Raw genomic sequence first — 21,886 nt, 5'->3', positions numbered from 1 at the left:
ATCATTTAAACTTTGGATGCAAAAGAAATCATCAAACGTGTAAAACGTATTGAGCTAAAAAGCAAGCGTAAAGCGAGCAACCTTTTTATGGGTGAATATCACAGTTCATTCAAAGGAAGAGGTATGATTTTTAGTGAAATTCGTCCTTATCAATATGGTGATGACGTTCGTAATATCGATTGGAATAAAACGGCTCGGTATAGCGAACCTTATGTAAAAGTTTTTGAAGAAGAACGAGAATTAACCATGTTTTTATTGGTTGATGTTTCGAATTCTGAAAACTTTGGAACACGAAAACAAATTAAAATGGAAACGATTGCTGAATTGAGCGCTACATTGGCTTTTTCGGCAATTACCTATAATGATAAAGTTGGTTTGATATTATATTCGGATCAAGTGGAGAAATTTATTCCACCCAAAAAAGGAAAACAACATGTGTTGCGTTTGGTAAGAGAAATTGTTTCTTACGAACCAAAAAGCAAGAAAACTGATTTGGCAGCGACGTTGGAAACATTTATAAATTTGGTTCGCCGAAAATCAAATGTTTTTATTCTTTCAGATTTTATTGATTCTTCTGATTATGAAAAAGCATTGCGAATCGTGGCAAAAAAACATGATGTGACTGGAATTAGAGTTTATGACGAAAAAGAGCAATCTTTTCCAGATGTCGGTTTGGTTCATGTGCAAGATAACGAAACAGGCGAAATTCGCTTGATAGATACTTCATCGAAGAAATTGCGTCAACAATATGCGCAATATTATCGCGATTTAGATCAACGTTATCAATCTATTTTCAAGAAAAATCATTCAGGCGCAATCAGTATTCGTACCGACGAAGATTATGTTCGCCCATTGTTAAACTACTTTAAAAGTCATAAAGCCTAATGAAGAATTTATTGCTTTTAGTAAGTTTTTTTATCTTTCAATTTTCGTTTGCGCAAGAAATTACACCAAAATTGGATCACACGACAATCAAAATTGGCGAGATAATCCAATATGAAGTAAAAATTGATTACAAAGAAGGAGATAAAGTTGTTTTTCCTACGATTTCAGATTCAATTAATCATCATATCGAAGTTTTAGGTCAAAAAATTGACACTATAAAAACGGATGGAAAATCTGAAATTGTTCAACATTTAGAACTGACTGGATATGATGCAGGTAAATTTAATATTCCGTCATTTATCATTCAGAAAAATGGAAAAGATTTAACAACAAAACAACTTGAAATTGATATTCAAGATATTGCAGTTGATACAACGAAAAATGCAATTTTCCCGATAAAACCTGTAATGGAAGAAGAATATTCTATTGGAGATTATTGGAATAAATATTGGTTGTACGGCATTATTGCCTTGATTTTATTTATCATTGGAATTGTTTTGGTTGTATTATATGTTCGCGCAAAATCGAAATTATCTGGCAAAGATTCGTACAAAACGCCTTATGACGAAGCGAAAGCAAGTTTGAAAGCCTTGGATGCCAAGAAATATTTGAAACGTGGTGAACAAAAAGAATATTATACACAATTATCATTTATTGTAAGACGATATTTAGGACGTATTTACAACTTTTCGGCATTAGAAATTCTGTCGGATGATTTGGTAAAATATGTTGCAACAAAACCAGATGTTTTACCAGAAGATGTACAAAAATTTAAACAATTTTTGTTCGATGCTGATTTGGTAAAATTCGCCAAACAAGAGTTTGATGAACCGACAAATACTTCGCACCGAAATTGGGTAGATGAATTTGTAGATCGTGTAAAACCATTAGAAATTCCAGAGAATGAAGATTTGAAAAAAGACCAAGTGACGGGAGAAAAATATAAACAGTTTAATAACAATTAGGAATGCTAAATTTTGAGTTTCAAAATCCTTGGATCTTACTCTTATTGCTTGCTTTGCCTTTCTTTATTTTCAGAGAAATTCGCAAAACGAGCCAGAAAAAAGCATCCTTAAAATTACCTTCGCTCAAAGCATTTGGAGGTGCAAAAAGTTCGTTAGCGACGTACAAACCACTTTTATTTTTGATGCGAATTATCGCAATGGCTTTGTGCATTGTTGCTTTAGCTCGTCCACGTTATGTAGATGTTACGACAAAAGTAAAATCGGACGAAGGAGTTGATATTTTATTGACTGTAGATACGTCATTGAGTATGTTAGCGCGCGATTTGAAACCAGATCGTTTAACAGCGTTAAAAGAAGTTGCAAAAGACTTTTCACTTGGAAGAAAAACGGACAGAGTTGGTTTGGTCGAATATTCTGGAGAAGCTTTGACACGTGTTCCATTAACAACAGATCGTGATGTTTTGATACAAGAAATCGAAATGTTACATTCTGGTAGTTTAGCTGATGGAACAGCAATTGGAGTTGGTTTGGCAACAGCTGTTAATCATCTTAAAAATAGTAAAGCAAAATCTAAAGTAGTTATTTTGATTACAGATGGTGTTGAAAGTGTAAATCCTTCTGGAGATTTGATGTATGTTTCACCGAGACAAGCCGCTGATATTGCAGCAGAGAAAGGGATAAAAGTATATACAATTGGTATTGGAACAAACGGAATGGCGCCTATGCCTGTTGGTTACGATATGTTAGGTGATTACGTTTTTGAGATGCGTCCTGTACAAATTGACGAAAAACTGTTAGAAGAAGTTGCAGATAAAACTGGAGGTTTATATTTCCGTGCAACAAACAATGAAAGTTTGAAAAACATTTATAACGAAATTGATAAACTTGAAAAAACAGAGATTAACGAAGTCAAATATTATAATTATACCGAATTGTTTGCACGATTCTTATTGCCTGCATTCATTATTTTGGTATTAGAAGCCATTTTACGAAGAACCGTTTTTAAAGAATTAATCTAATGCAGTGGGGAGAATTACATAATATTTGGTTGATGATTTTATTGTTTGTCGTTATTTTTCTATCGATAACAGTATTTCAATGGCGCGAACGTGTAAAGAAAACATTTGCAGATAAAGAACTGTTTCCATTTGTTTTTCCAATCACTTCTTCAAAGCGTTATGGTTTCAAAATCATTGCATTTTGTGTGGCTTTATTTTTAATGGTAATTGCATTGATGGATCCACTTTATGGTGAACGAGATGTGCAAGTAAAGCGCGAAGGAATTGATATGGTTTTCTTGTTAGATTTATCAAGTTCGATGAATGCACAAGATGTTGCTCCTTCGCGATTAGAAAAAGCAACAAAATTAATTACAGAAACATTACATCAATTAGGAGGAGATAGAGCTTCTTTGGTTGCGTTTGCAGCGAATGCTTACACGATTTCTCCATTGACAAATGATTATGCTGCAATCGAAAGTTATTTGCAAAATGTTAATACTGAGTTAATTTCGAGCCAAGGGACAAATTACTTAAATGCGATTCAGGAAGCTGCAAAAACATTCAAAGGATCGGCGAATACAAGTAAATTAATTGTACTAATTTCGGATGGAGAAGACAACGAAAATACAGTTAATCAAGCTTCTAAAATAGCAAAAGATAACGGAATTCATATTGTATCAGTTGGTGTTGGAACAGATAAAGGAGCTCCAATTCCGATGTATTACAATGGCTACGCCGAAGACTATAAAAAGGACGAAACAGGTTCTATAGTTATTACAAAATTAGAAGATAAAAATCTTCGCAAATTGGCACAAGATACAAACGGAACTTACATTCATTTGGATAATACGCAAGATGCATTATCCGCATTATCAATGTATAAAGCCCGATTAGATAAAAACGAAATTGCTAACTCTACAACAAGAGATATGAATCATATTTATCAGTGGTTTTTAGCGGTTGCGGTTTGTTTACTTTTTGTGGAATTATTAACATCTGAATATAAGATTTTTAACAAAAAGAAATAGTAAGTTTGTATGGTAAAATGATGTACTTTTTAAAACAAATAGGATTTTTAGGAATAATGCTTTTATCCGTTTTTGGTTATAGTCAATCGAAAGCGAAAAGCTACATTATTGAAGGAAACGAGTATTATCAAAAAGGAAAATTTGATAATGCAGAAGTTGCCTACAAGAAAGCTACCATGGAAGATCCAACTTCTGTCAAAGCAAATTACAATTTAGGAAATGCTTTATTTCAACAAAAACGTTACAAAGAAAGTATAGCGCATTACAAACGTTCTGCTGAAGTATCTAAAACGAATAATGATAAACATTTGGCTTATCACAATTTAGGAAATGCTTTTATGCAGGAAAAAGATTATCAAAATGCTGTTGATAATTACAAACAAGCCTTACGAAATGATCCAAAAGATGATGCAACACGTTACAACTATGCATTAGCAAAAAAAATGTTAGAAAAAGAACGTGAGAAACAAAAAGATCAAAATAATAAGGATAATAAAGATCAAAACAAACAAGATCAAAATAATCAGCAAAAACAACAACAGCAGCAAAATAAACAGAATCAACAAAACCAAAATAACCAAAAGCAAAATCAGAATCAGAATCAATCTCAACAACAACAATCTGATCAGCAGAAACAGCAAAATCAAGGAGGAAACCCGAAAGCTGGTGGTGAAAATGGAAACAATAAAGGACAAGGAAATAATCAATCTCCAGAAATCAAACAAGGAAATAATGGAGACGGAAAAGAACAAGATAATGCAAAGAATAATTTGGGAGACGGTTTGCTAAAAGCATTGCAAAATCAGGAAGCCAAAACCCAACGAAAAATTATTCAACAAAAAGCAGAAAAACAACGAACAACAACATCTAAGGATTGGTAATGACAACGACAAGCGTTTTAAATAGCTTTTTAGTGTTTGCCTTAACGTCTATCACAGCGTTAGCACAACAAATTTCTTTTAAATCTGATGCAGATAAAACACAGGTCAGTTTAGGAGAAGCATTTAGCGTGGGCTTTTTTATCGAATCTAATACAGATAGTTATTCGATTGATCAACCAATGAAATATCCTCCACATAATGGATTACAAATTGTAGGTGAACAACGCTCGCAAAATGTTTCTTATGTGAATGGAAAAGGAGTGATAGAAGAAGGAATTATCCTTGCTTTTGTTGCTGAAAAAGAAGGTAAATATCGAATTGGAGCTGCTAAAATTGTGATTAATGGAAAAACCTATACATCGAAACCTGTCGATGTTGTAGTGAAAGGAACGGGGTTGACGCACAACAATTTTAGAAGTAATACTTCGCAGCCTGTTTTTCTACAAAGTAAAGTTTCGAAAACGAATCCTTATGTGAACGAACAAGTTGGTTTATCAGTAAAATTATACGTAAAAGATTTATCTTATCTTAATCGTAAACAAAACTTTCGTCAAGGAAATTTAGACGGATTAAGCCCAAAAATTGTAAAAAGCTCTCCCGAAAATATCAAGCAAGAAATTGTTGGAGGAAAACAATATTTCTCCGAAGAAATTGCACGTTATTATGTTTTTCCTCAAAAACCAGGAAAGATAGAAATCGATCCGTTTTCGGTAGATGTGGTGTTGCCAACAACGTATGGAACGGAGCCTGTAGAAGTGCGTAGTAATCCAGTTGTGATTAATGCAAAAGCACTTCCAGAAGAAGGAAAGCCAAAGAATTTTAGCGGTGCAGTTGGTCAATTTAAAATGAACGCTTCGGTTGATAAAAAAGAAGTTGCAACCAATGAAAGTGTAAATTTTGATGTTGAAATTATTGGAACAGGAAACTTTAATACGATTAATTTACCTGAAATTACGACGCCAAAAAATTTAGAAAAATTCGCACCGAAAAAACGCGATGCATATAAAACCTATGATACAGGAATGAAAGGAAAAGTTGCTGAGCAAACAGTTCTTGTCCCAAATTTTGGAGGAGAATATACGATTTCGCCTGTAGAATTTTGTTATTTCGATCCTGTTAAAGAGAAATATGTAACCTTGAAATCAGATTCGATTAATTTGTCTGTTTCAGGTTCTAAAACTTCTTCTGCAACGGCTGTGGCTTCTAATTCACCAGATTCGACAATTTCTGATAAAATAGAAGAAATGACGAACGATGTGAAAGAAGGAAAAAGCGGTTGGTTGTGGTTAACTGGTGGTGTAATTGCATTGAGTGCTGGAAGTTTATTTTTGATGAGAAAGAAAAATAACCCGACACAAAAACAAAAAATTGAACCAAAAATAAAACCTCTTAACGAGCAAAATAATTTTGAATCATACCAACCAAAAACAGAAACCCAAAAGTTTACTTTGGTTGAAAAACCAACGATAAATTCGAGTCAAATTTCTGCTGAATTAGATGAATTGAAGCAAAAAATAAACGTTGAAGACCAAAAAGATTTTTATCAATTACAAGAAAATATTTTGTGTAATGCCGCGCTATTAAAAACGAATACAGATTTAGCTCATTTTTCTGACGAGGTGATTGCAAATAAATTGATTGAAAATGGTGTGAGTGAATTAGCCGTAGAACAATGGAAATTGTTGCTGAACAACGCACGACAAGCTAAATATGCCTTTGGTGGTTTGCATCAAAATTTAGAAGAAGTTTTCGAAGCTACGCAAAATATTTCCGAAGAATTATTACGAAAATAAATTTCAAGTTTTTTAGATAGTAAAAGGGACAATCTCAGTTTTGAGTTGTCCCTTTTATTTTTGCTCTTACAACTCATCCTCAAAAATTGACAATTCGGTAACATATAATTTCAAACGAAAAGTGTTTGTAAGAACTTTGACTCAACAAATAAAAAAACACAAATGATGAAAACAATTTTCTTAACAATCGCAATTTTATTCACTGTATCAACTTTTGCACAAAAGAATTTTGAATCAGATATGAATAAAACTTTAACGGAATGGAACAAAGGAAATCATTCTTCTGAAGCTAATTTTAAGCAATTAATAAATGATTATCCAAATGAATGGTTACCAAAATATTACTTGACTTTTTCTGAAGTTTTGAAAACGTTCGAATCAAAAGATATTACTAAAAATGAAAAAATTCTTTTGAATGTAAAAACTCAAATCGATGATTTAGTCAGAAATAATCCATTAAATGTAGAAATTCTCAATTTGAAAGCCTTGTATTTAACAGCAGAAATTGTGCAGAATCCAATGCAAAATGGAGCAATTTATTATCCAGAAGTAGTACAAATCTATCAAAAATCGTTGATGTTAAATCCAACTAATCCGCGTTCTGTTTTAGGTTTGGCTGAGTTTAATATCAATGCTGCAAAATATAGAGGAATGGATATTACACAAGATTGTAAAAATGTAAAAAAATCTTTAGCTTTATTTAATGCTGAAAAGCCAAAAAATAATGAACCGATATGGGGAAAAAATCGTGCCGAAGCCTTGTTGAATAACGAATGTAAAAACGTACTATAATGATAGCTTTAGTTGCACAATTTATTCACGAAATTATTTTTTGGTTAATTAATTTGATTGCTTGATATGGATAAGTATTATAAAGGATATTTGAGATTATTTTCATTTGTATTTTCATTTGCAATTTTAGTATATGTATTTGATTTTAGTACAATTAATTTTCAAAATAATTCAAATTTTGATTTAGGTGTAGAAGTAGGCTTGTTAACAGGAAACTTTCTAAAATTTGTTGCTTTAGGGTTGGTCTTTTTAAAATTCTTAGAAGGAATTATTGTTTCTGACAAAAAGTTAATTGTTCGTAATATTTTGATTCTATTTGTAATCAATGTTTTGATTTATAGCGTGATATTTTTTACATCTCCAAATGTATCATTCAATCAATTTTTTCATCCAGAAGCTATCAAATATTTTATCGGATATTTTTCGTTCAGTGTTGCAGCATCTTTTGTGAATACAAGCATTTTTAATGAATATAGAATAGATGTACCAGATTCGCCTAAACCAGAAAAAGTTTTAAGAAAGTATTTTTTACGTTCTATTATTTATACGTTGGTATTGTATTATGTATTCGTGGAGTTTGCGAATCTCCTTTTGCAGAAATATATTTTTTACGATCAATCGATCAATTATCTTTTAGTTGCAGTTATCACGGTTTTCTTTTTGTTTTTATTCTTTATTATCGATCGAAAGAAAAATAAATTAGAACGTAAAATTGTTATCGAATCAACAAAAGCAGAAACAGCAACTGCACAATTCGAAACCTTAAAAAGTCAATTAGACCCACATTTTTTATTCAATAGTTTGAATGTTTTAACTGGTTTGATTGAAGAAAATCCAGATAATGCGATAGATTTTACAACATCGCTTTCTAAGATTTATCGATATGTTTTAGAACAAAAAGACAAAGAAGTTGTGTCGATTCAAGAAGAAATAAATTTTGCAAAAACCTATGTCAACCTTCTAAAATTAAGATTTGAAAATAGCATCGATTTCGAAATTGAACAAATAACTTTCTCTGAAACCGAATTTATTGTGCCACTTTCTTTGCAGATTTTATTAGAAAATACAATCAAACACAATATTGTATCTGATCAAAAACCTTTGAAAATTAAAATTTATAAAAAAGATAATTATTTGATAATTGAAAATTCTTTCCAACCAAAAGAAACCATTAAAGATTCGACAGGAATTGGGCTGAAAAATATTATTAATCGTTATCAATTAATTTCTAACCGAGAAGTGAACATCGAAAAAAATGAACAACTATTTCGTGTAGAACTTCCCATATTAACACAAAAAAATACAACTATGAATACACAAAATTTTGACGAACAACAAGCTTATTTACGTGCAATAGAGCGTGCAAAAGAATTGAAAAAGTTTTATGCGCATTTAGGAACTTATGTTGTAATGAGTTTATTCTTTTTTATTCTGAATTTAGTTACAAATAATGGACATTGGTGGTTTTATTGGCCAGTTTTAGGTTGGGGATTGGGCGTTGCACTAAATGCTGTAAAAGTTTTTGCGTATGGTTCTGGTTGGGAAGAGAATAAAGCCAAAGAAATCTTGGAAAAAGAGCAAAATAAAAAGTGGCAATAAATGAATTTTATAAATCAAATAAAGCAAACAAATTGTGTTAGAATAATTATTTTTTATGGATTGATATTAATCGGAACTTTTCTGATTCGTAAATGTCCTAATTTTTTACAATTGATTTTTGGAGGTTTAGTCGATTTTCAACTGCCTTGGAATATGAATCATGGGTTGATTATTTTTCTAATTAGTTTACTTTTCTATAAATTCTCTAAAGTTAAAAAAGAAGTCTCTCTTCTAGGAAAAGAAGGTTTCAAAACATTGATTTTTCCATTTATATTACTCGTTGGTTATTCAATTTATGGGATAAATAACGATTACGGAATTAATAAACATTTGTGGGCAGCGATTTTTATTTCTGTTACGTTGCTTTATGATATTATGGAAGAATATACGTGGCGAGGTTATTTGAATGATGCTTTAGGCAATATATTTTGGATAATAAAAAGCATTATAACGGGAATATTTTGGGCAGTTTGGCACTTATTTATTTTTAAAGATTTCGATCAGTTTGGAGGTTTTGGAATTTTTATGTTATTGTGCATTGTTTTTTCTTTTGTATTAACTTTTTCAACAATTCGAACAAAATCGATTATCGTTCCAGCTACAATTCACGCTTTAATGGCTAAGACAAATCTTGCAACATTGATCATTTTTGTCATTATACTTGCTTTATTATTTGTTTGGAACAAAATTTTTGAAAGAAAACCGATTCGTGAATTAACTTAAAAAAAACTATGAAAATACTAATTATAGAAGATGAAAAGCCTGCAGCGCGTTTATTAAAGCGACGTGTAGAAAAATTGGGTTATCAAATACACGAAATGTTGCACTCTGTAGAAGAAAGTGTAGCGTGGTTGAAAACGAATCCAAATCCTGATTTAATTTTTCTGGATATTCAGTTATCAGATGGGTTATCATTTGAGATTTTTAATCAAGTAGATGTTTCGTCTGCGATTATTTTTACGACTGCTTATGACGAATATGTATTGAAAGCGTTTAAACTAAACTCGGTTGATTATTTGTTGAAACCTGTTGATGAAGAGGAATTGAAGTTTGCTATTGAAAAATTTGAAAGACAATTTCAGCAAGCATCTTCAAGTTTCAATCTAAATGAATTGAAAAGTCTTTTTTCGAATAATCAAACAGAAAAATTTAAAGAACGTTTTTCGATTAAAATAGGAACATCAATCAAAATTATAGAAATCGATAATATCGAATGTTTTTTTAGCGAAAACAAAGCAACGTATATTCATACAAAAGAAAACCGAAATTATTTGGTAGATTTTTCGTTGGATAAAGTGGAAGAACAAATCGACCCGAAAAAGTTTTTTAGAATTAATCGTAGTCAAATCATCCAAATCGATTCGATTAAAGAAATTACAATGTATTCTAATTCAAGATTAAAAATAATTTTGAATACTTACAATGAACAAGATATGATTGTGAGTCGCGAAAAAGTGGCAGATTTTAAGAATTGGTTGGATTAAGAATTGATTTATTGCTTTTTTATGAAAAATTGTTCATAAAAACTTCTATTTTTGCATCAACCAATTAATTATAACTAAATACGAATGGAAAATATAATATCATTTTTTCAGAAATTCTCTTTCAATCAAATCGGAACAACTTTCGCCGTACTTTTTGCAGTTATCGATATTTTAGGAAGTATTCCAATTATTGTAGGAATTCGGAGCAAAGTTGGACATATTCAGTCCGAAAAAGCCTCGATTGCAGCAGGAATTATGATGATTTCGTTTTTGTTTTTCGGAACAAAAATTTTGAAATTAGTTGGTGTTGATGTTCAGTCATTTGCTGTGGCTGGTGCATTTGTGATTTTTATCATCGCTATTGAAATGATTTTAGGAATTGAGATCCAGAAAGGAGTCGAATCTAACTCTGCATCCATCGTTCCTATTGCGTTTCCGTTAGTTGCGGGTGCGGGATCGTTGACAACTGTACTTTCGCTTCGTTCGCAGTTTGCAGATATTAACATTGTGATAGCGATTATATTAAATATGTTAATCGTATATTTGGTGCTGAAATTCGCAGGAAAACTCGAAAAATGGATGGGACCTGGCGTTTTATCGGTACTGAAAAAAGTATTTGGAGTAATTTTATTGTCAATCGCAATCAAATTATTTACGTCAAATATCGGTGCATTGTTTATGAATGAAATTAAAATTTAAAAATTCATTATCTAATGAAAACATATATTTATATCGCGACAATCGTTTTGTTGATAGGTTTAGGTTACAACCTATATGAGATGGATTATAAAGCTGGTTTTATGGCTGAAGAAAACTTTCGTAGCGTTTTAGGAATTGGAGCATCAGTTTGTGGATTAATTTTAGTATCTGTATACTTTAGTTTTTTCAGATTGCAAGCAAATCTTAAGAAATAAACAGTTTTACAACTTATAATAAATGAAAAAGATTAATCCTAGGATTAATCTTTTTTTGTTTGTATCGCTTCGTTTAATTTTTCTAATAAAGTTTTGACAGATTGTTCTATCACCTCAAAAGGTTGATGTTTTGTAGAAGTATAAATCATCACCAAATCAACCGAATAATTTTCATTAGGTTCAAGTAACAATTTATTCAATCTGTAAGCTTCTTTAGCACGACGTTTCAATAAATTTCGATCAACCGCGTGTTTGAATTTTTTCTTTCCAACACTTACTCCTACTCTTATATTGTAATCCGCTTTCGGTTTGATTTTGTAGACAAATCTAATCGGATGAGAAACAAATGTTTTTCCATCAGAAAACAATTCATCGAATGCTTTTCTGCTTTTAAGTTTCTCATTCTTACCAAAAGTCAATTTCATATTGCTAAATTCTACGTAAATTTGTAACTGCAAAAGTAAGTATTCTAAAAAGTTTTAGAATTATGTAACTTTGAAAATAATTTATTTTTATTTAAAACAAAAAAAGAACAATATGTATCCAGCAGAAATAGTAATGCCGATGAAGGCTCAGTTGACTTCTAATGGTTTTGAAGATTTAACTACTCCAGAACAAGTAGAAGCAGCAATCAAACAAGAAGGAACAACTTTGGTAATGGTAAATAGTGTTTGTGGTTGTGCTGCAGGTGCTGCAAGACCAGGAGTTGTAATGTCATTAGATAATGATAAAGTTCCTACACATTTAACAACAGTTTTCGCAGGATTTGATAAAGATGCTGTAGCAAAAGCACGTGAGTTTTTTGCTCCATTTCCTCCAAGTTCTCCAGCTGTTGCTTTATTCAAAGATGGTGAATTAGTACATATGTTAGAGCGTCACCACATCGAAGGACACTCTGCAGCAGCTATCGCAGAAAATTTAAAAGCAGCTTACAACGAGTTTGCTTAAGACTAAATTTGAAGGTTATTTCAAAAATATTTTAAAAAGTGGAGCAATTTGTTCCACTTTTTTTGTGTTCAAAATTCTTATAAAAAAGAGTTTTATAAATTTTAATTCGAGGAAAAGTTTAAAAACCTGAATTAACATCATAACATAAAATATATCATATCAAATTGATTGCTAAACCTATGAAATAGAGAAAAATGTATCAAAATAATCTGTAAATTAGCAATTCGAAATTTTTTAATATATTATTTAATAAACAAATGAGAATAGCAGTCGTAGGCGCTACCGGAATGGTCGGCAGAGTTATGCTCCAAGTTTTGGAAGAAAGAAATTTTCCAATCACTGAAATTATACCAGTAGCATCAGAAAGATCAATAGGAAAAACTATTGAATACAAAGGAAAAGAATACAAAATTGTATCAATGCAGGATGCTGTAGAAATGCGAGCTGATATCGCAATCTTTTCAGCAGGTGGAGAAACTTCCAAACAGTGGGCGCCTAAGTTTGCAGAAGTCGGAACAACTGTAATTGACAATTCATCGGCTTGGAGAATGGATCCAGATCGTCCGTTGATTGTACCAGAAATCAATGCAGATATTTTAACAACAAATGATAAAATTATCGCAAATCCTAACTGTTCAACGATTCAATTGGTAATGGTTCTTAATCCTTTACACAAAAAATACGGAATTAAACGTGTAGTTGTTTCTACTTATCAATCAGTTACGGGAACAGGTAAAGATGCTGTGGAGCAATTGAATGGAGAAATTGAAGGACGTGATGTAGCGAAAGTTTATCCATACCAAATTTTCAAAAATGCATTGCCTCATTGTGATGTGTTTGATGAAGAAACAGGTTATACAAAAGAAGAATTGAAATTGACTCGTGAGCCTCGTAAAATTATGCGTGTGGATGAAATGAATATTACAGCTACTGCGGTTCGTGTTCCTGTGCAAGGAGGACATTCGGAGTCGGTGAATATTGAATTTGAGAATGATTTTGATTTAGCCGAAGTTCGCAAATTATTAGCAGAACAGGAAGGTGTAACAGTACAAGATAATCCAGACACAAATACTTATCCAATGGCTTTCTATTCAGAAGGGAAAGACGATGTTTTTGTAGGTCGTATTCGTCGTGATTTATCTCAACCAAATGCATTAAATTGTTGGATTGTTGCGGATAATTTACGCAAAGGAGCAGCTACAAATGCGGTTCAAATTGCAGAATATCTAGTAAAACTCAATTTAGTTGGATAATATTTTCAATTAAAAACTTATATAAAGTCGCTCTTGTAGCGACTTTTTTATGTTTAATGAATAAGTTTTCAGAACTTTAACAAATATTTTACGCTATCAAAGCAACCATAAGCGTAATTTTCGCATCTAAATAATAAGAAAGAAAAAGTATTTTGGACGAAAAACAACTCATAAAAGCTTGTATCAGCAATGATTCGAAAGCACAGCGGCTGCTTTATGAAAAATATGATGCGCGATTTTTTGCGGTTTGTAAACGTTATTTTACCGATATACAACAAGCGGAAGATGCGTTGGTAAAAGGATTCTTGAAAATTTTTCAGAATCTTGAGAATTATTCGTTCGAAGGAAGTTTTGAAGGATGGATGCGAAGAATTATGATTAATGAATGTTTGATGGAGTTGCGGAAAAATAAAATTTTTCATCTCAATGTTGACGATTACTCCTCTTCCATTTCATCTAACCAAGAAGCTTCACAACAAATCGAAGAAGATGATGTGATGAAACTCCTCGATTATTTACCCGAAGGCTGTCGTCTCGTGTTTACCCTCTACGTTATTGAGGGGTATAAACACAAAGAAATTGCCGAAAGCTTGGGCATTACAGAAGGAACATCGAAATCGCAACTTAATTTAGCGAAGACGAAATTGAAGGAAATGTTAAGTAAGAATGAAAATATAAAATCAAGTTTATCGTGAACACAAACGATCCAATAGAAGATTTATTTCGATCAAGAAGTAACGAAACTGTCGGCGAAAAGCCGAGAGATTTGGTGTGGAAACGTATTGAATCTGGTTTGCAGAACGAGGAAAAGAAAAAGAAACCTATTCGCGAATTTGTTTCAAGTGTATGGTTTTCTGCTGCAGTTTTCGCGTTGATTGCGATTCCTTACTTTGTACTTTTTATCGAGAATATTAATACTGAAAATAGAGAAAATTCACTTGAAATTGTCAAAACAAATGTCCCAGTTATCGAGCAATCGCCTGCTGAACAAGAAGAAATAGTGGTTTTGGAATCGAAAGATAAAGATTTGGAAAAACCTCTAGAAATAGTAAAGAATGATAAAGTTACAAAAGAGCCTGTTTATAAAGTAATTGAAGGACATTCTGCTGGTACAATTGATGATGAAGGATATTTTCCTCAATTATCTAAAGCGTCTGCACCAAATGCTCCGGTTGCTTTATCAGCACCGCAAGCGATGGAAGTTCGTTCTAAGGTTTTAGATTCCATAGAAAAAGAAGGTCAATATGCTAAAGCAAATAGTCAAAATTTTGGTTCTATAAAAGATTCAGTTATTTCGGATAAGTTAGCAGGGAAAGCTTCTGGTGTTGTAGTCGCAAATGGTGTAAGTAGACAAAATGCTAAATTAAAAGATACTTCTGATGTGATGAAAATGACGGTTGTTGCAGAAGAACGTGCTGCGAATACATCATTAGAAACAGCTTCGGTGATGGAAGTTTCGCCAAAAAAATCTGTAATTGACAAATCTGCAATTGTTTATAAACCTTTAAAGTTTACAGTAAAATCGGATATTTTACGTACTAATTTTAAATTACAAAAGAAATTAAAAAATAAAATTTCGTTTGAAAGTACAACCAATAATCTTGTCATTACATTCGAAAAAGTAAATGATAAAATTGTTTTAACAACAAACGAACCAAAGGTTGATGCGACGCTTTTGGGAGTTTTGGAAAAAAATAAAAAAGAAATATTTAAATATTATAATAAATAGAGATTAAAAAAAGGTTCGCTAAAAGCGAACCTTTTTTTAATTATTTCCATATAAATTTATTGCATTTTCTTTGTCTTGATTCATCGCGATGATTAAATCATCTAACGAATCAAATTTCTTTTCATCTCGCAAATGTCCTAAAAATTCAAGGCGAATTGTTTCTCCATAAATATCTCGATCAAAATCCAAAATATTCACTTCTACTCGATGTTCACGAGAATTGGTAACCGTTTCTCTAAATCCGATGCTTAATAAACCTAAATATTTCTGATCATCCACAAAAACATCAACCGCATAAACGCCATCTTTTGGAATTAATTTATTGGGATCAACTTGTAAATTAGCTGTAGGAAAACCAAGTGTACGACCAATTTTGTCACCATGAACAACTTCTCCAGAAAGCGGATATTGATAGTTCAACGCTTTATTCGCATACGCGATATTTCCTTCGATAAGTGCATTTCTAATTTTTGTAGAACTCACCGCCACATCATTTTCTTCGACAGCTTGCAATTGAATCAAATTGAAACCATATTTTTTCGAAAGAACTTGTAATTGTTCAAAATTTCCTTCTCTATTTTTCCCGAAATGATGATCGTAGCCAATCACTAGCGTATCAATATTAATTTTATCAACCAATAAATTCTTGACAAATTCGACAGAAGTTACTTGCGAAAAATCTGTTGTAAACGCTTGAATAATCAAATGTTCTAACCCAAATTGACGCAAAACATTTTCTTTTTCCTCTAAAGTGTTCAAAAATTTAAGATCACAATTTGGTTGTAAAACCATTCGAGGATGTGGATTAAAAGTAATCAAAACACTTTTTCCATCAATTTCTTTTGCAATTGTATTGAGTTGTTTTAGAATAGATTGGTGTCCAATGTGCACACCATCAAACATGCCCAAAGTAAGGACAGGACGTTTGATTGGTTTGATTTCTTCTAAGGATTGATAAACGTTCACTAAAAATGATTTTGCACAAAATTAAGGCTTTCAAATCGAACTTCAAATCTATTTTTAATTTCCTTTGATTGTAATATTCTGATTACTAATCAAAATATTATGACAAAAATCTTAAAAAGTATATAAATTATACAATGTTTTTAACTTACCTTTGCACCCAAATAAAATAAACTAAATCATTTCATATAATGGCAAATCAAAAGAAAGGTAAGATTGCACAGGTTATTGGACCTGTAATTGACGTTATTTTTGATAACGCAGAAGGCCTTCCAAATATTTATGATGCATTAGAGGTTCCTCGTCAAGGAAAAGAAACATTAATTCTTGAAGTTGAGCAACACATCGGTGAAGATACTGTACGTTGTATCGCAATGGATAGTTCTGATGGTTTACAAAGAGGTCAAGAAGTTATCGCTTTAGGAAAACCAATTATGGTTCCTATCGGAGAAAACATCAAAGGACGTGTATTTAATGTAGTTGGAGATGCTATTGATGGTTTAGGGAATTTAGACAAAGAAAATGGTTTACCTATTCACCGTCCAGCTCCAAAATTCGAAGAATTATCAACATCTGCAGAAGTTTTATTTACAGGTATTAAAGTAATTGACTTAGTAGAGCCATACGTAAAAGGTGGTAAAATTGGTTTATTTGGTGGTGCCGGAGTAGGTAAAACAGTATTAATTCAGGAGTTGATGAACAACATCGCAAAAGGACACGGAGGTTTATCTGTATTCGCTGGTGTTGGTGAGCGTACTCGTGAAGGTAATGACTTAATGCGTGAGATGATTGAAGCTGGATTAATTAATTACGGTGAAGATTTCATGCACTCTATGGAAGGTGGATCTTGGGATTTATCTAAAGTAAACAGTGAAAACATGAAAGAGTCTAAAGCAGCTTTCGTTTTCGGACAAATGAATGAACCTCCAGGTGCACGTGCTCGTGTTGCTTTAACAGGTTTAACATTAGCTGAATATTTCCGTGATGGAGATGGACAAGGTCAAGGACGTGACGTATTATTCTTCGTAGATAATATCTTCCGTTTTACACAAGCAGGTTCTGAGGTTTCTGCCCTATTAGGACGTATGCCATCAGCCGTAGGTTATCAGCCAACATTAGCAACTGAAATGGGTGCTATGCAAGAGCGTATTACATCTACTAAAAACGGATCTATTACTTCTGTACAAGCGGTATATGTACCTGCCGATGATTTAACTGACCCTGCGCCAGCTACGACTTTCGCGCACTTAGATGCTACAACGGTATTAGATCGTAAAATTGCTTCATTAGGTATTTACCCAGCGGTAGATCCATTGAACTCTACATCTCGTATCTTATCACCAGCAATTATTGGTAAAGAACATTACGAAACAGCACAACGTGTAAAAGAAATCTTACAACGTTACAATGCTTTACAAGATATTATCGCGATTTTAGGTATGGAAGAGTTATCAGAAGAGGATAAATTAGTTGTACACCGTGCACGTCGTATCCAACGTTTCTTATCTCAACCATTCCACGTTGCAGAACAGTTTACAGGTATCCCAGGTGTTTTAGTAGATATCAAAGATACAATCAAAGGATTCAACATGATCTTAGATGGTGAAGTTGACCAATATCCTGAGGCTGCATTCAACTTACGTGGTACAATCGAAGAAGCGATTGAAGCTGGAGAAAAAATGTTAGCAGAAGCTAAATAATATAATTTAACCATATAAAGAGTGCTTACGTTTCTTTTCTTTTTGAAAGTTGCTAAGTACTCTTTTTTTTAAAAACAATAGGATTATGCACTTACAAATTATTACGCCAGAATTCGTAGTTTTCGATGCAGAAGTAGATGCTGTTACTTTACCAGGTAAAGATGGTGAATTTCAGTTATTAAATAACCACGCTCCTATCGTTGCAACTTTAGGTGAAGGAACAATTAAAATTAAAGTTCACACAAAAACTTTCGAAGATTTCGATAATCAATCTGGTAAAGTTTACAGTTCTCCATCTAATGAATCTACATTATTGTTAGATATCAAAGGAGGAACAATAGAAATGAACAATAATAAAGTAATAGTTTTAGCAAACTAATTACTTTTTTATCATAAAACTTAAAAGGAGATCAATTTTGATCTCCTTTTTTTATATTTTCTACTTAATATTCTCTTTTTTACTTCAAATTTTATTCTGTTTAAATCCTTTTTATAGATTTCGAAAGAAATATTTTTAGCTTTTTGGTGTAAATATTCTTTGTAAATTAATTTTATAGATTTATTTTCTAAAAACTGATTATAAATTTTATTATTTAGAAAATTATTCTAATTTCACATCTAATATAAAACTACAAAGTGTAGTTAGAAATGAATAATTTTTTTAAAGATGAAGTACAATTCTAAAAAACATTCTTTTGGACACGGCGTCCTGCTTCACAGCATCTATAATTGTATCAATAGTAAAATTCGAATGTACAGCTGCTAATTTCAGCTAACTAACCTACCCTACTATTTATTAATCGTAGTCACATTCAAAACAATTTTATTATGTCAACAGAAAAACAATTACATTTCGATACTTTACAAGTGCACGCAGGTCAAGAAGTAGACCCAACAACAGGCTCTCGCGCTGTTCCAATTTATCAAACATCCTCTTATGTATTTAATGATGCCGAACACGGAGCAAATTTATTTGCTTTGAAAGAATTTGGTAACATTTACACAAGAATTCAGAATCCAACAACTGACGTTTTCGAAAAACGTATTGCTGCGCTCGAAGGTGGTGTTGCGGCATTAGCTGTTTCATCGGGACAAGCGGCACAATTTATTGCTTTAAATAATATTTTAGAATCAGGTGATAATTTTGTTTCAGCTTCTAATCTTTATGGCGGAACATATAATCAATTCAAAGTTGGTTTTAAGCGTTTAGGTGTTGATGTTCGCTTTGCCGAAGATGCAGATCCAGCTAAAATTGAATCATTAATTGATGAAAATACAAAAGCGATTTATGCAGAAACGATAGGAAATCCGAGTTTTAATGTTCCAGATTTTGAAGCAATCGCTGCAATTGCGCAGAAACATAATATTCCATTTATTGTGGATAACACATTTGGTGCGGGCGGTTATATTTTCAAACCTTTAGAACATGGAGCAAATGTTGTCGTTGAATCTGCAACAAAATGGATCGGTGGACATGGAACTTCGATCGGTGGAGTTATCGTGGATGGCGGAAATTATGATTGGGGTAATGGTAAATTTCCACAATTTTCTGAACCATCAGAAGGTTATCATGGTTTAGTTTTTTCCAATGTCTTCGGGGTGAATGGACCTTTTGGGAATATTCAGTTTATTATTCGTGCTCGTGTCGAAGGTTTGCGCGATTTTGGTCCAGCAATTTCACCTTTCAATTCTTTCCTATTGTTACAAGGTTTAGAAACGTTGTCGTTAAGAGTTCAGAAACATTTGGATAATACGTTAGAAATTGCGCGTTGGTTAGAACTTCATCCGCAAGTAGAAAAAGTGAATTATCCTGGATTAATTACCTCTCCAAGTCATCATTTGGCGAAAAAATATTTGAAAAATGGTTTCGGAGCTGTTTTATCATTCCAAATTAAAGGTGATGCAGACAAAGCGAATCAATTTATTGATAGTTTAGAATTGATTAGTCACTTGGCAAATGTTGGTGATGCAAAATCATTAATTATTCATCCTTCTGCAACAACTCATCAACAATTGAGCGATGATGAACAAAAATCTGCTGGAGTTTTTCCAGGATTATTGCGTCTTTCTGTCGGAATCGAATATATTGATGATATCAAAAATGATCTTCAGCAAGCTTTTGATAAAATTAAGTAAACAAAGTATTTTAGCTATAAATTAATTCAGTGAATTTTCATCAATATAATTATACAAAGCCATTTCAATTAGAAAATGGTCAAATTCTCGAAAATTTAACCATTGCTTATCATACAGCGGGAACATTGAATCCCGAAAAAAACAATATCATCTGGGTTTGTCATGCTTTAACGGCAAACTCGGATGTTTTCGATTGGTGGGCTGGTCTTTTTGGAGAAAATGAATTGTTCAATCCAAAAGACCATTTTATTATTTGTGCCAATGTGATTGGTTCTAATTACGGAACAACAAATCCGTTGTCTACAAATCCTGAAACAAATTCGCCTTATTATCGAGATTTTCCTACAATTACGATAAAAGATATGGCAAATGCGCATCAATTGTTAGCAGATCATTTAGGAATTTCAACTATTCATTTATTAATTGGTGGTTCACTCGGTGGTCAACAAGCGTTAGAATTTACGTTGCTGAATCAAGTTAAAGTGGATAATTTAGTTTTGTTGGCGACAAACGCGATACATTCTCCTTGGGGAATTGCGTTCAACGAATCGCAGCGTTTAGCTATCGAAGCCGATTCAACTTTTAATGATAAAACTGAGAATGGAGGAAGAAATGGATTGATTGCAGCACGTACAATTGCGATGTTGTCTTACCGTACCTATATTATATATGAACAGAAGCAAAAAGACGAGGATTCTGTTTACAACGATTTCAAAGCGTCTTCTTATCAAAAATATCAAGGTGAAAAATTAGCAAATCGATTCAATGCACATTCTTATTGGACACTTTCGAAAGCGATGGATTCACAAAACTTGGCTCGAAATAGAGAATCTTTAGAGAAATCTTTGGCTCAGATTTCTTCGAATACTTTAGTGATTGGAATTTCTTCGGATATTTTATTTCCCCCAAAGGAACAAAAATTTATAGCGAATCATATTCCAAATGCAAAATTTATCGAAATAGATTCTATTTTTGGACACGATGGTTTCTTGGTCGAATTACAAGAATTAAATACAATTTTGGAACATCTCGTATAATATTATGAAATGAATAATTATCTGAAGCTCGATTTATTCGAGCTTTTTTTATTTATAAATAGATTCTACGAAGTAGAATTTTCCCCGAGTCGATAACCATAAAGTATCCATTTTGCTTTTCTTTTTTGGAAGAAAAGTAAAACGTCAAATCATTTTCTGCGGTAAAAACGAAGTTTTAGAATCTAAAATCTAATATCTCACTTCTCACATCTAAAAAAAACAAAAAATATTTCCCATCGTACCAGCAACTTAAGAGAAGAATGTAAAATAAATGTAAAATTGGTTTGGAAAAGCGGAAAAATGGTGCGTATATTTGCAACCTCAATACGAAAGACTAGTAGTATTGTAGTTGACATAAGGACTTATATATCGCTAAAAATTATTCAAAAATAAATTTGCGAGTTTAGAAATAAGTTTTACCTTTGCAAACCGACTCCGAAAGGAGTTTGAAAGTGAGAGTAAATTTGACTTGTTGAAATAAAAACTTTAAAATTTATCAAAATAAATTTTGTTAGTTAAAAAATAAGTTTTACCTTTGCAACCGCAAATACCGAGAGGGTTTGCTAAGATGAGAAGTTCATTTGAAATTATAAAATATACAGAAGAAAAAATAGCCGAATAAAACGAAGTCAATCCTTTAATAATGGAGCTATAGGAAATTCGAAGTTGTAAAAACATAGGTAGCAATACCAAACGAAATTATTTACAATGGAGAGTTTGATCCTGGCTCAGGATGAACGCTAGCGGGAGGCTTAACACATGCAAGCCGAGGGGTATA

The 21,886-nt window shown here is 32.2% G+C and carries 22 protein-coding genes and 1 rRNA gene; 21 read left to right on the top strand and 2 right to left on the bottom strand.

From position 1 onward, the window contains the following. Positions 1-12 precede the first annotated feature (12 nt). The 12 genes from HXZ69_RS08535 (at position 13) to HXZ69_RS08480 (ending at position 11,342) form a co-directional block, all read left to right on the top strand. On the top strand, positions 13-885 hold the full coding sequence (locus HXZ69_RS08535; RefSeq protein WP_286495658.1) for a DUF58 domain-containing protein: 873 nt from the start codon (positions 13-15) through the stop codon (positions 883-885). Further along, a complete protein-coding gene (locus tag HXZ69_RS08530) occupies positions 885-1,850 on the top strand; it encodes a BatD family protein (RefSeq protein ID WP_286495657.1) in 966 nt (321 codons plus the stop codon). Before HXZ69_RS08535 ends, HXZ69_RS08530 begins: the two co-directional genes overlap by 1 nt. A 2-nt stretch (positions 1,851-1,852) precedes the next feature. Beyond that, positions 1,853-2,869 carry a vWA domain-containing protein gene (locus HXZ69_RS08525; protein WP_286495656.1) on the top strand — a complete coding sequence of 339 codons (1,017 nt, stop codon included), beginning with the start codon at positions 1,853-1,855 and terminating at the stop codon, positions 2,867-2,869. Next, positions 2,869-3,879, top strand: coding sequence for a vWA domain-containing protein (locus HXZ69_RS08520; RefSeq protein WP_125350569.1), 1,011 nt, complete (start codon positions 2,869-2,871; stop codon positions 3,877-3,879). The genes HXZ69_RS08525 and HXZ69_RS08520 overlap by 1 nt, the downstream gene beginning before the upstream one ends. 17 nt (positions 3,880-3,896) lie before the next feature. After that, positions 3,897-4,760, top strand: a complete 864-nt coding sequence (locus HXZ69_RS08515) for a tetratricopeptide repeat protein (RefSeq protein WP_114998633.1) — start codon at positions 3,897-3,899, stop codon at positions 4,758-4,760. Then, positions 4,760-6,553, top strand: a complete 1,794-nt coding sequence (locus tag HXZ69_RS08510; RefSeq protein WP_286495655.1) for a BatD family protein — start codon at positions 4,760-4,762, stop codon at positions 6,551-6,553. The genes HXZ69_RS08515 and HXZ69_RS08510 overlap by 1 nt, the downstream gene beginning before the upstream one ends. Positions 6,554-6,718: 165 nt before the next feature. Next, positions 6,719-7,345 carry a hypothetical protein gene (locus tag HXZ69_RS08505; protein WP_286495653.1) on the top strand — a complete coding sequence of 209 codons (627 nt, stop codon included), beginning with the start codon at positions 6,719-6,721 and terminating at the stop codon, positions 7,343-7,345. 66 nt (positions 7,346-7,411) lie between these two features. Beyond that, a complete protein-coding gene (locus HXZ69_RS08500) occupies positions 7,412-8,944 on the top strand; it encodes a histidine kinase (protein WP_180905517.1) in 1,533 nt (510 codons plus the stop codon). Further along, positions 8,945-9,667 (top strand): CPBP family intramembrane glutamic endopeptidase, encoded by a 723-nt coding sequence (locus HXZ69_RS08495; RefSeq protein ID WP_286495652.1) that lies wholly within the window; start codon positions 8,945-8,947, stop codon positions 9,665-9,667. 8 nt (positions 9,668-9,675) lie between these two features. Further along, on the top strand, positions 9,676-10,428 hold the full coding sequence (locus HXZ69_RS08490) for a LytR/AlgR family response regulator transcription factor (RefSeq protein WP_219034073.1): 753 nt from the start codon (positions 9,676-9,678) through the stop codon (positions 10,426-10,428). 84 nt (positions 10,429-10,512) lie between these two features. Beyond that, positions 10,513-11,127 (top strand): MarC family protein, encoded by a 615-nt coding sequence (locus HXZ69_RS08485; protein ID WP_125350575.1) that lies wholly within the window; start codon positions 10,513-10,515, stop codon positions 11,125-11,127. 14 nt (positions 11,128-11,141) lie between these two features. Next, a complete protein-coding gene (locus HXZ69_RS08480; protein WP_125350576.1) occupies positions 11,142-11,342 on the top strand; it encodes a hypothetical protein in 201 nt (66 codons plus the stop codon). A 44-nt stretch (positions 11,343-11,386) separates the two neighbouring features. On the opposite strand, the gene rnpA is transcribed toward HXZ69_RS08480, so the two are convergent. Continuing rightward, complete coding sequence (gene rnpA / locus HXZ69_RS08475; RefSeq protein ID WP_125350577.1) at positions 11,387-11,767, bottom strand: ribonuclease P protein component; 381 nt, start codon at positions 11,765-11,767, stop codon at positions 11,387-11,389. A gap of 112 nt (positions 11,768-11,879) precedes the next feature. Here rnpA and HXZ69_RS08470 point away from each other — a divergent pair, with 112 nt between their 5' ends. The 4 genes from HXZ69_RS08470 to HXZ69_RS08455 all read left to right on the top strand — a co-directional run bounded on the left by HXZ69_RS08470 (position 11,880) and on the right by HXZ69_RS08455 (position 15,272). Beyond that, complete coding sequence (locus tag HXZ69_RS08470; RefSeq protein WP_038336154.1) at positions 11,880-12,290, top strand: BrxA/BrxB family bacilliredoxin; 411 nt, start codon at positions 11,880-11,882, stop codon at positions 12,288-12,290. 257 nt (positions 12,291-12,547) lie between these two features. Continuing rightward, positions 12,548-13,543 carry an aspartate-semialdehyde dehydrogenase gene (locus HXZ69_RS08465; protein WP_286495651.1) on the top strand — a complete coding sequence of 332 codons (996 nt, stop codon included), beginning with the start codon at positions 12,548-12,550 and terminating at the stop codon, positions 13,541-13,543. Between the two features lie 152 nt (positions 13,544-13,695). Then, positions 13,696-14,238: an RNA polymerase sigma factor gene (locus HXZ69_RS08460; protein ID WP_038336150.1), complete on the top strand. Its 543-nt coding sequence runs from the start codon at positions 13,696-13,698 to the stop codon at positions 14,236-14,238. Then, positions 14,235-15,272, top strand: coding sequence for a hypothetical protein (locus HXZ69_RS08455; RefSeq protein WP_286495650.1), 1,038 nt, complete (start codon positions 14,235-14,237; stop codon positions 15,270-15,272). Before HXZ69_RS08460 ends, HXZ69_RS08455 begins: the two co-directional genes overlap by 4 nt. A gap of 36 nt (positions 15,273-15,308) precedes the next feature. Here HXZ69_RS08455 and HXZ69_RS08450 read toward each other — a convergent pair whose 3' ends face one another. Beyond that, on the bottom strand, positions 15,309-16,238 hold the full coding sequence (locus tag HXZ69_RS08450; RefSeq protein ID WP_286495649.1) for a bifunctional riboflavin kinase/FAD synthetase: 930 nt from the start codon (positions 16,236-16,238) through the stop codon (positions 15,309-15,311). A gap of 188 nt (positions 16,239-16,426) precedes the next feature. On the opposite strand from HXZ69_RS08450, the gene atpD reads away from it, so the two are divergent. The 5 genes from atpD to HXZ69_RS08425 form a co-directional block, all read left to right on the top strand. Then, a complete protein-coding gene (gene atpD / locus HXZ69_RS08445; RefSeq protein WP_114998651.1) occupies positions 16,427-17,935 on the top strand; it encodes a F0F1 ATP synthase subunit beta in 1,509 nt (502 codons plus the stop codon). 85 nt (positions 17,936-18,020) lie between these two features. After that, on the top strand, positions 18,021-18,314 hold the full coding sequence (locus HXZ69_RS08440) for a F0F1 ATP synthase subunit delta/epsilon (protein WP_038336143.1): 294 nt from the start codon (positions 18,021-18,023) through the stop codon (positions 18,312-18,314). A 449-nt stretch (positions 18,315-18,763) separates the two neighbouring features. After that, positions 18,764-20,071: an O-acetylhomoserine aminocarboxypropyltransferase/cysteine synthase family protein gene (locus HXZ69_RS08435; protein WP_286495648.1), complete on the top strand. Its 1,308-nt coding sequence runs from the start codon at positions 18,764-18,766 to the stop codon at positions 20,069-20,071. Positions 20,072-20,100: 29 nt separating this feature from the next. Next, entirely contained in the window at positions 20,101-21,108 is a 1,008-nt protein-coding gene (locus HXZ69_RS08430) for a homoserine O-acetyltransferase family protein (RefSeq protein ID WP_286495647.1), read from the top strand. A 705-nt stretch (positions 21,109-21,813) separates the two neighbouring features. Beyond that, a 16S ribosomal RNA gene (locus tag HXZ69_RS08425) occupies positions 21,814-21,886 on the top strand; the annotation flags it as partial.

This window comes from Empedobacter sp. R132-2 (genome assembly GCF_030324375.1).
GTDB lineage: Bacteria > Bacteroidota > Bacteroidia > Flavobacteriales > Weeksellaceae > Empedobacter > Empedobacter falsenii_B.
This window is presented reverse-complemented; position numbering and strand designations above follow the sequence as displayed.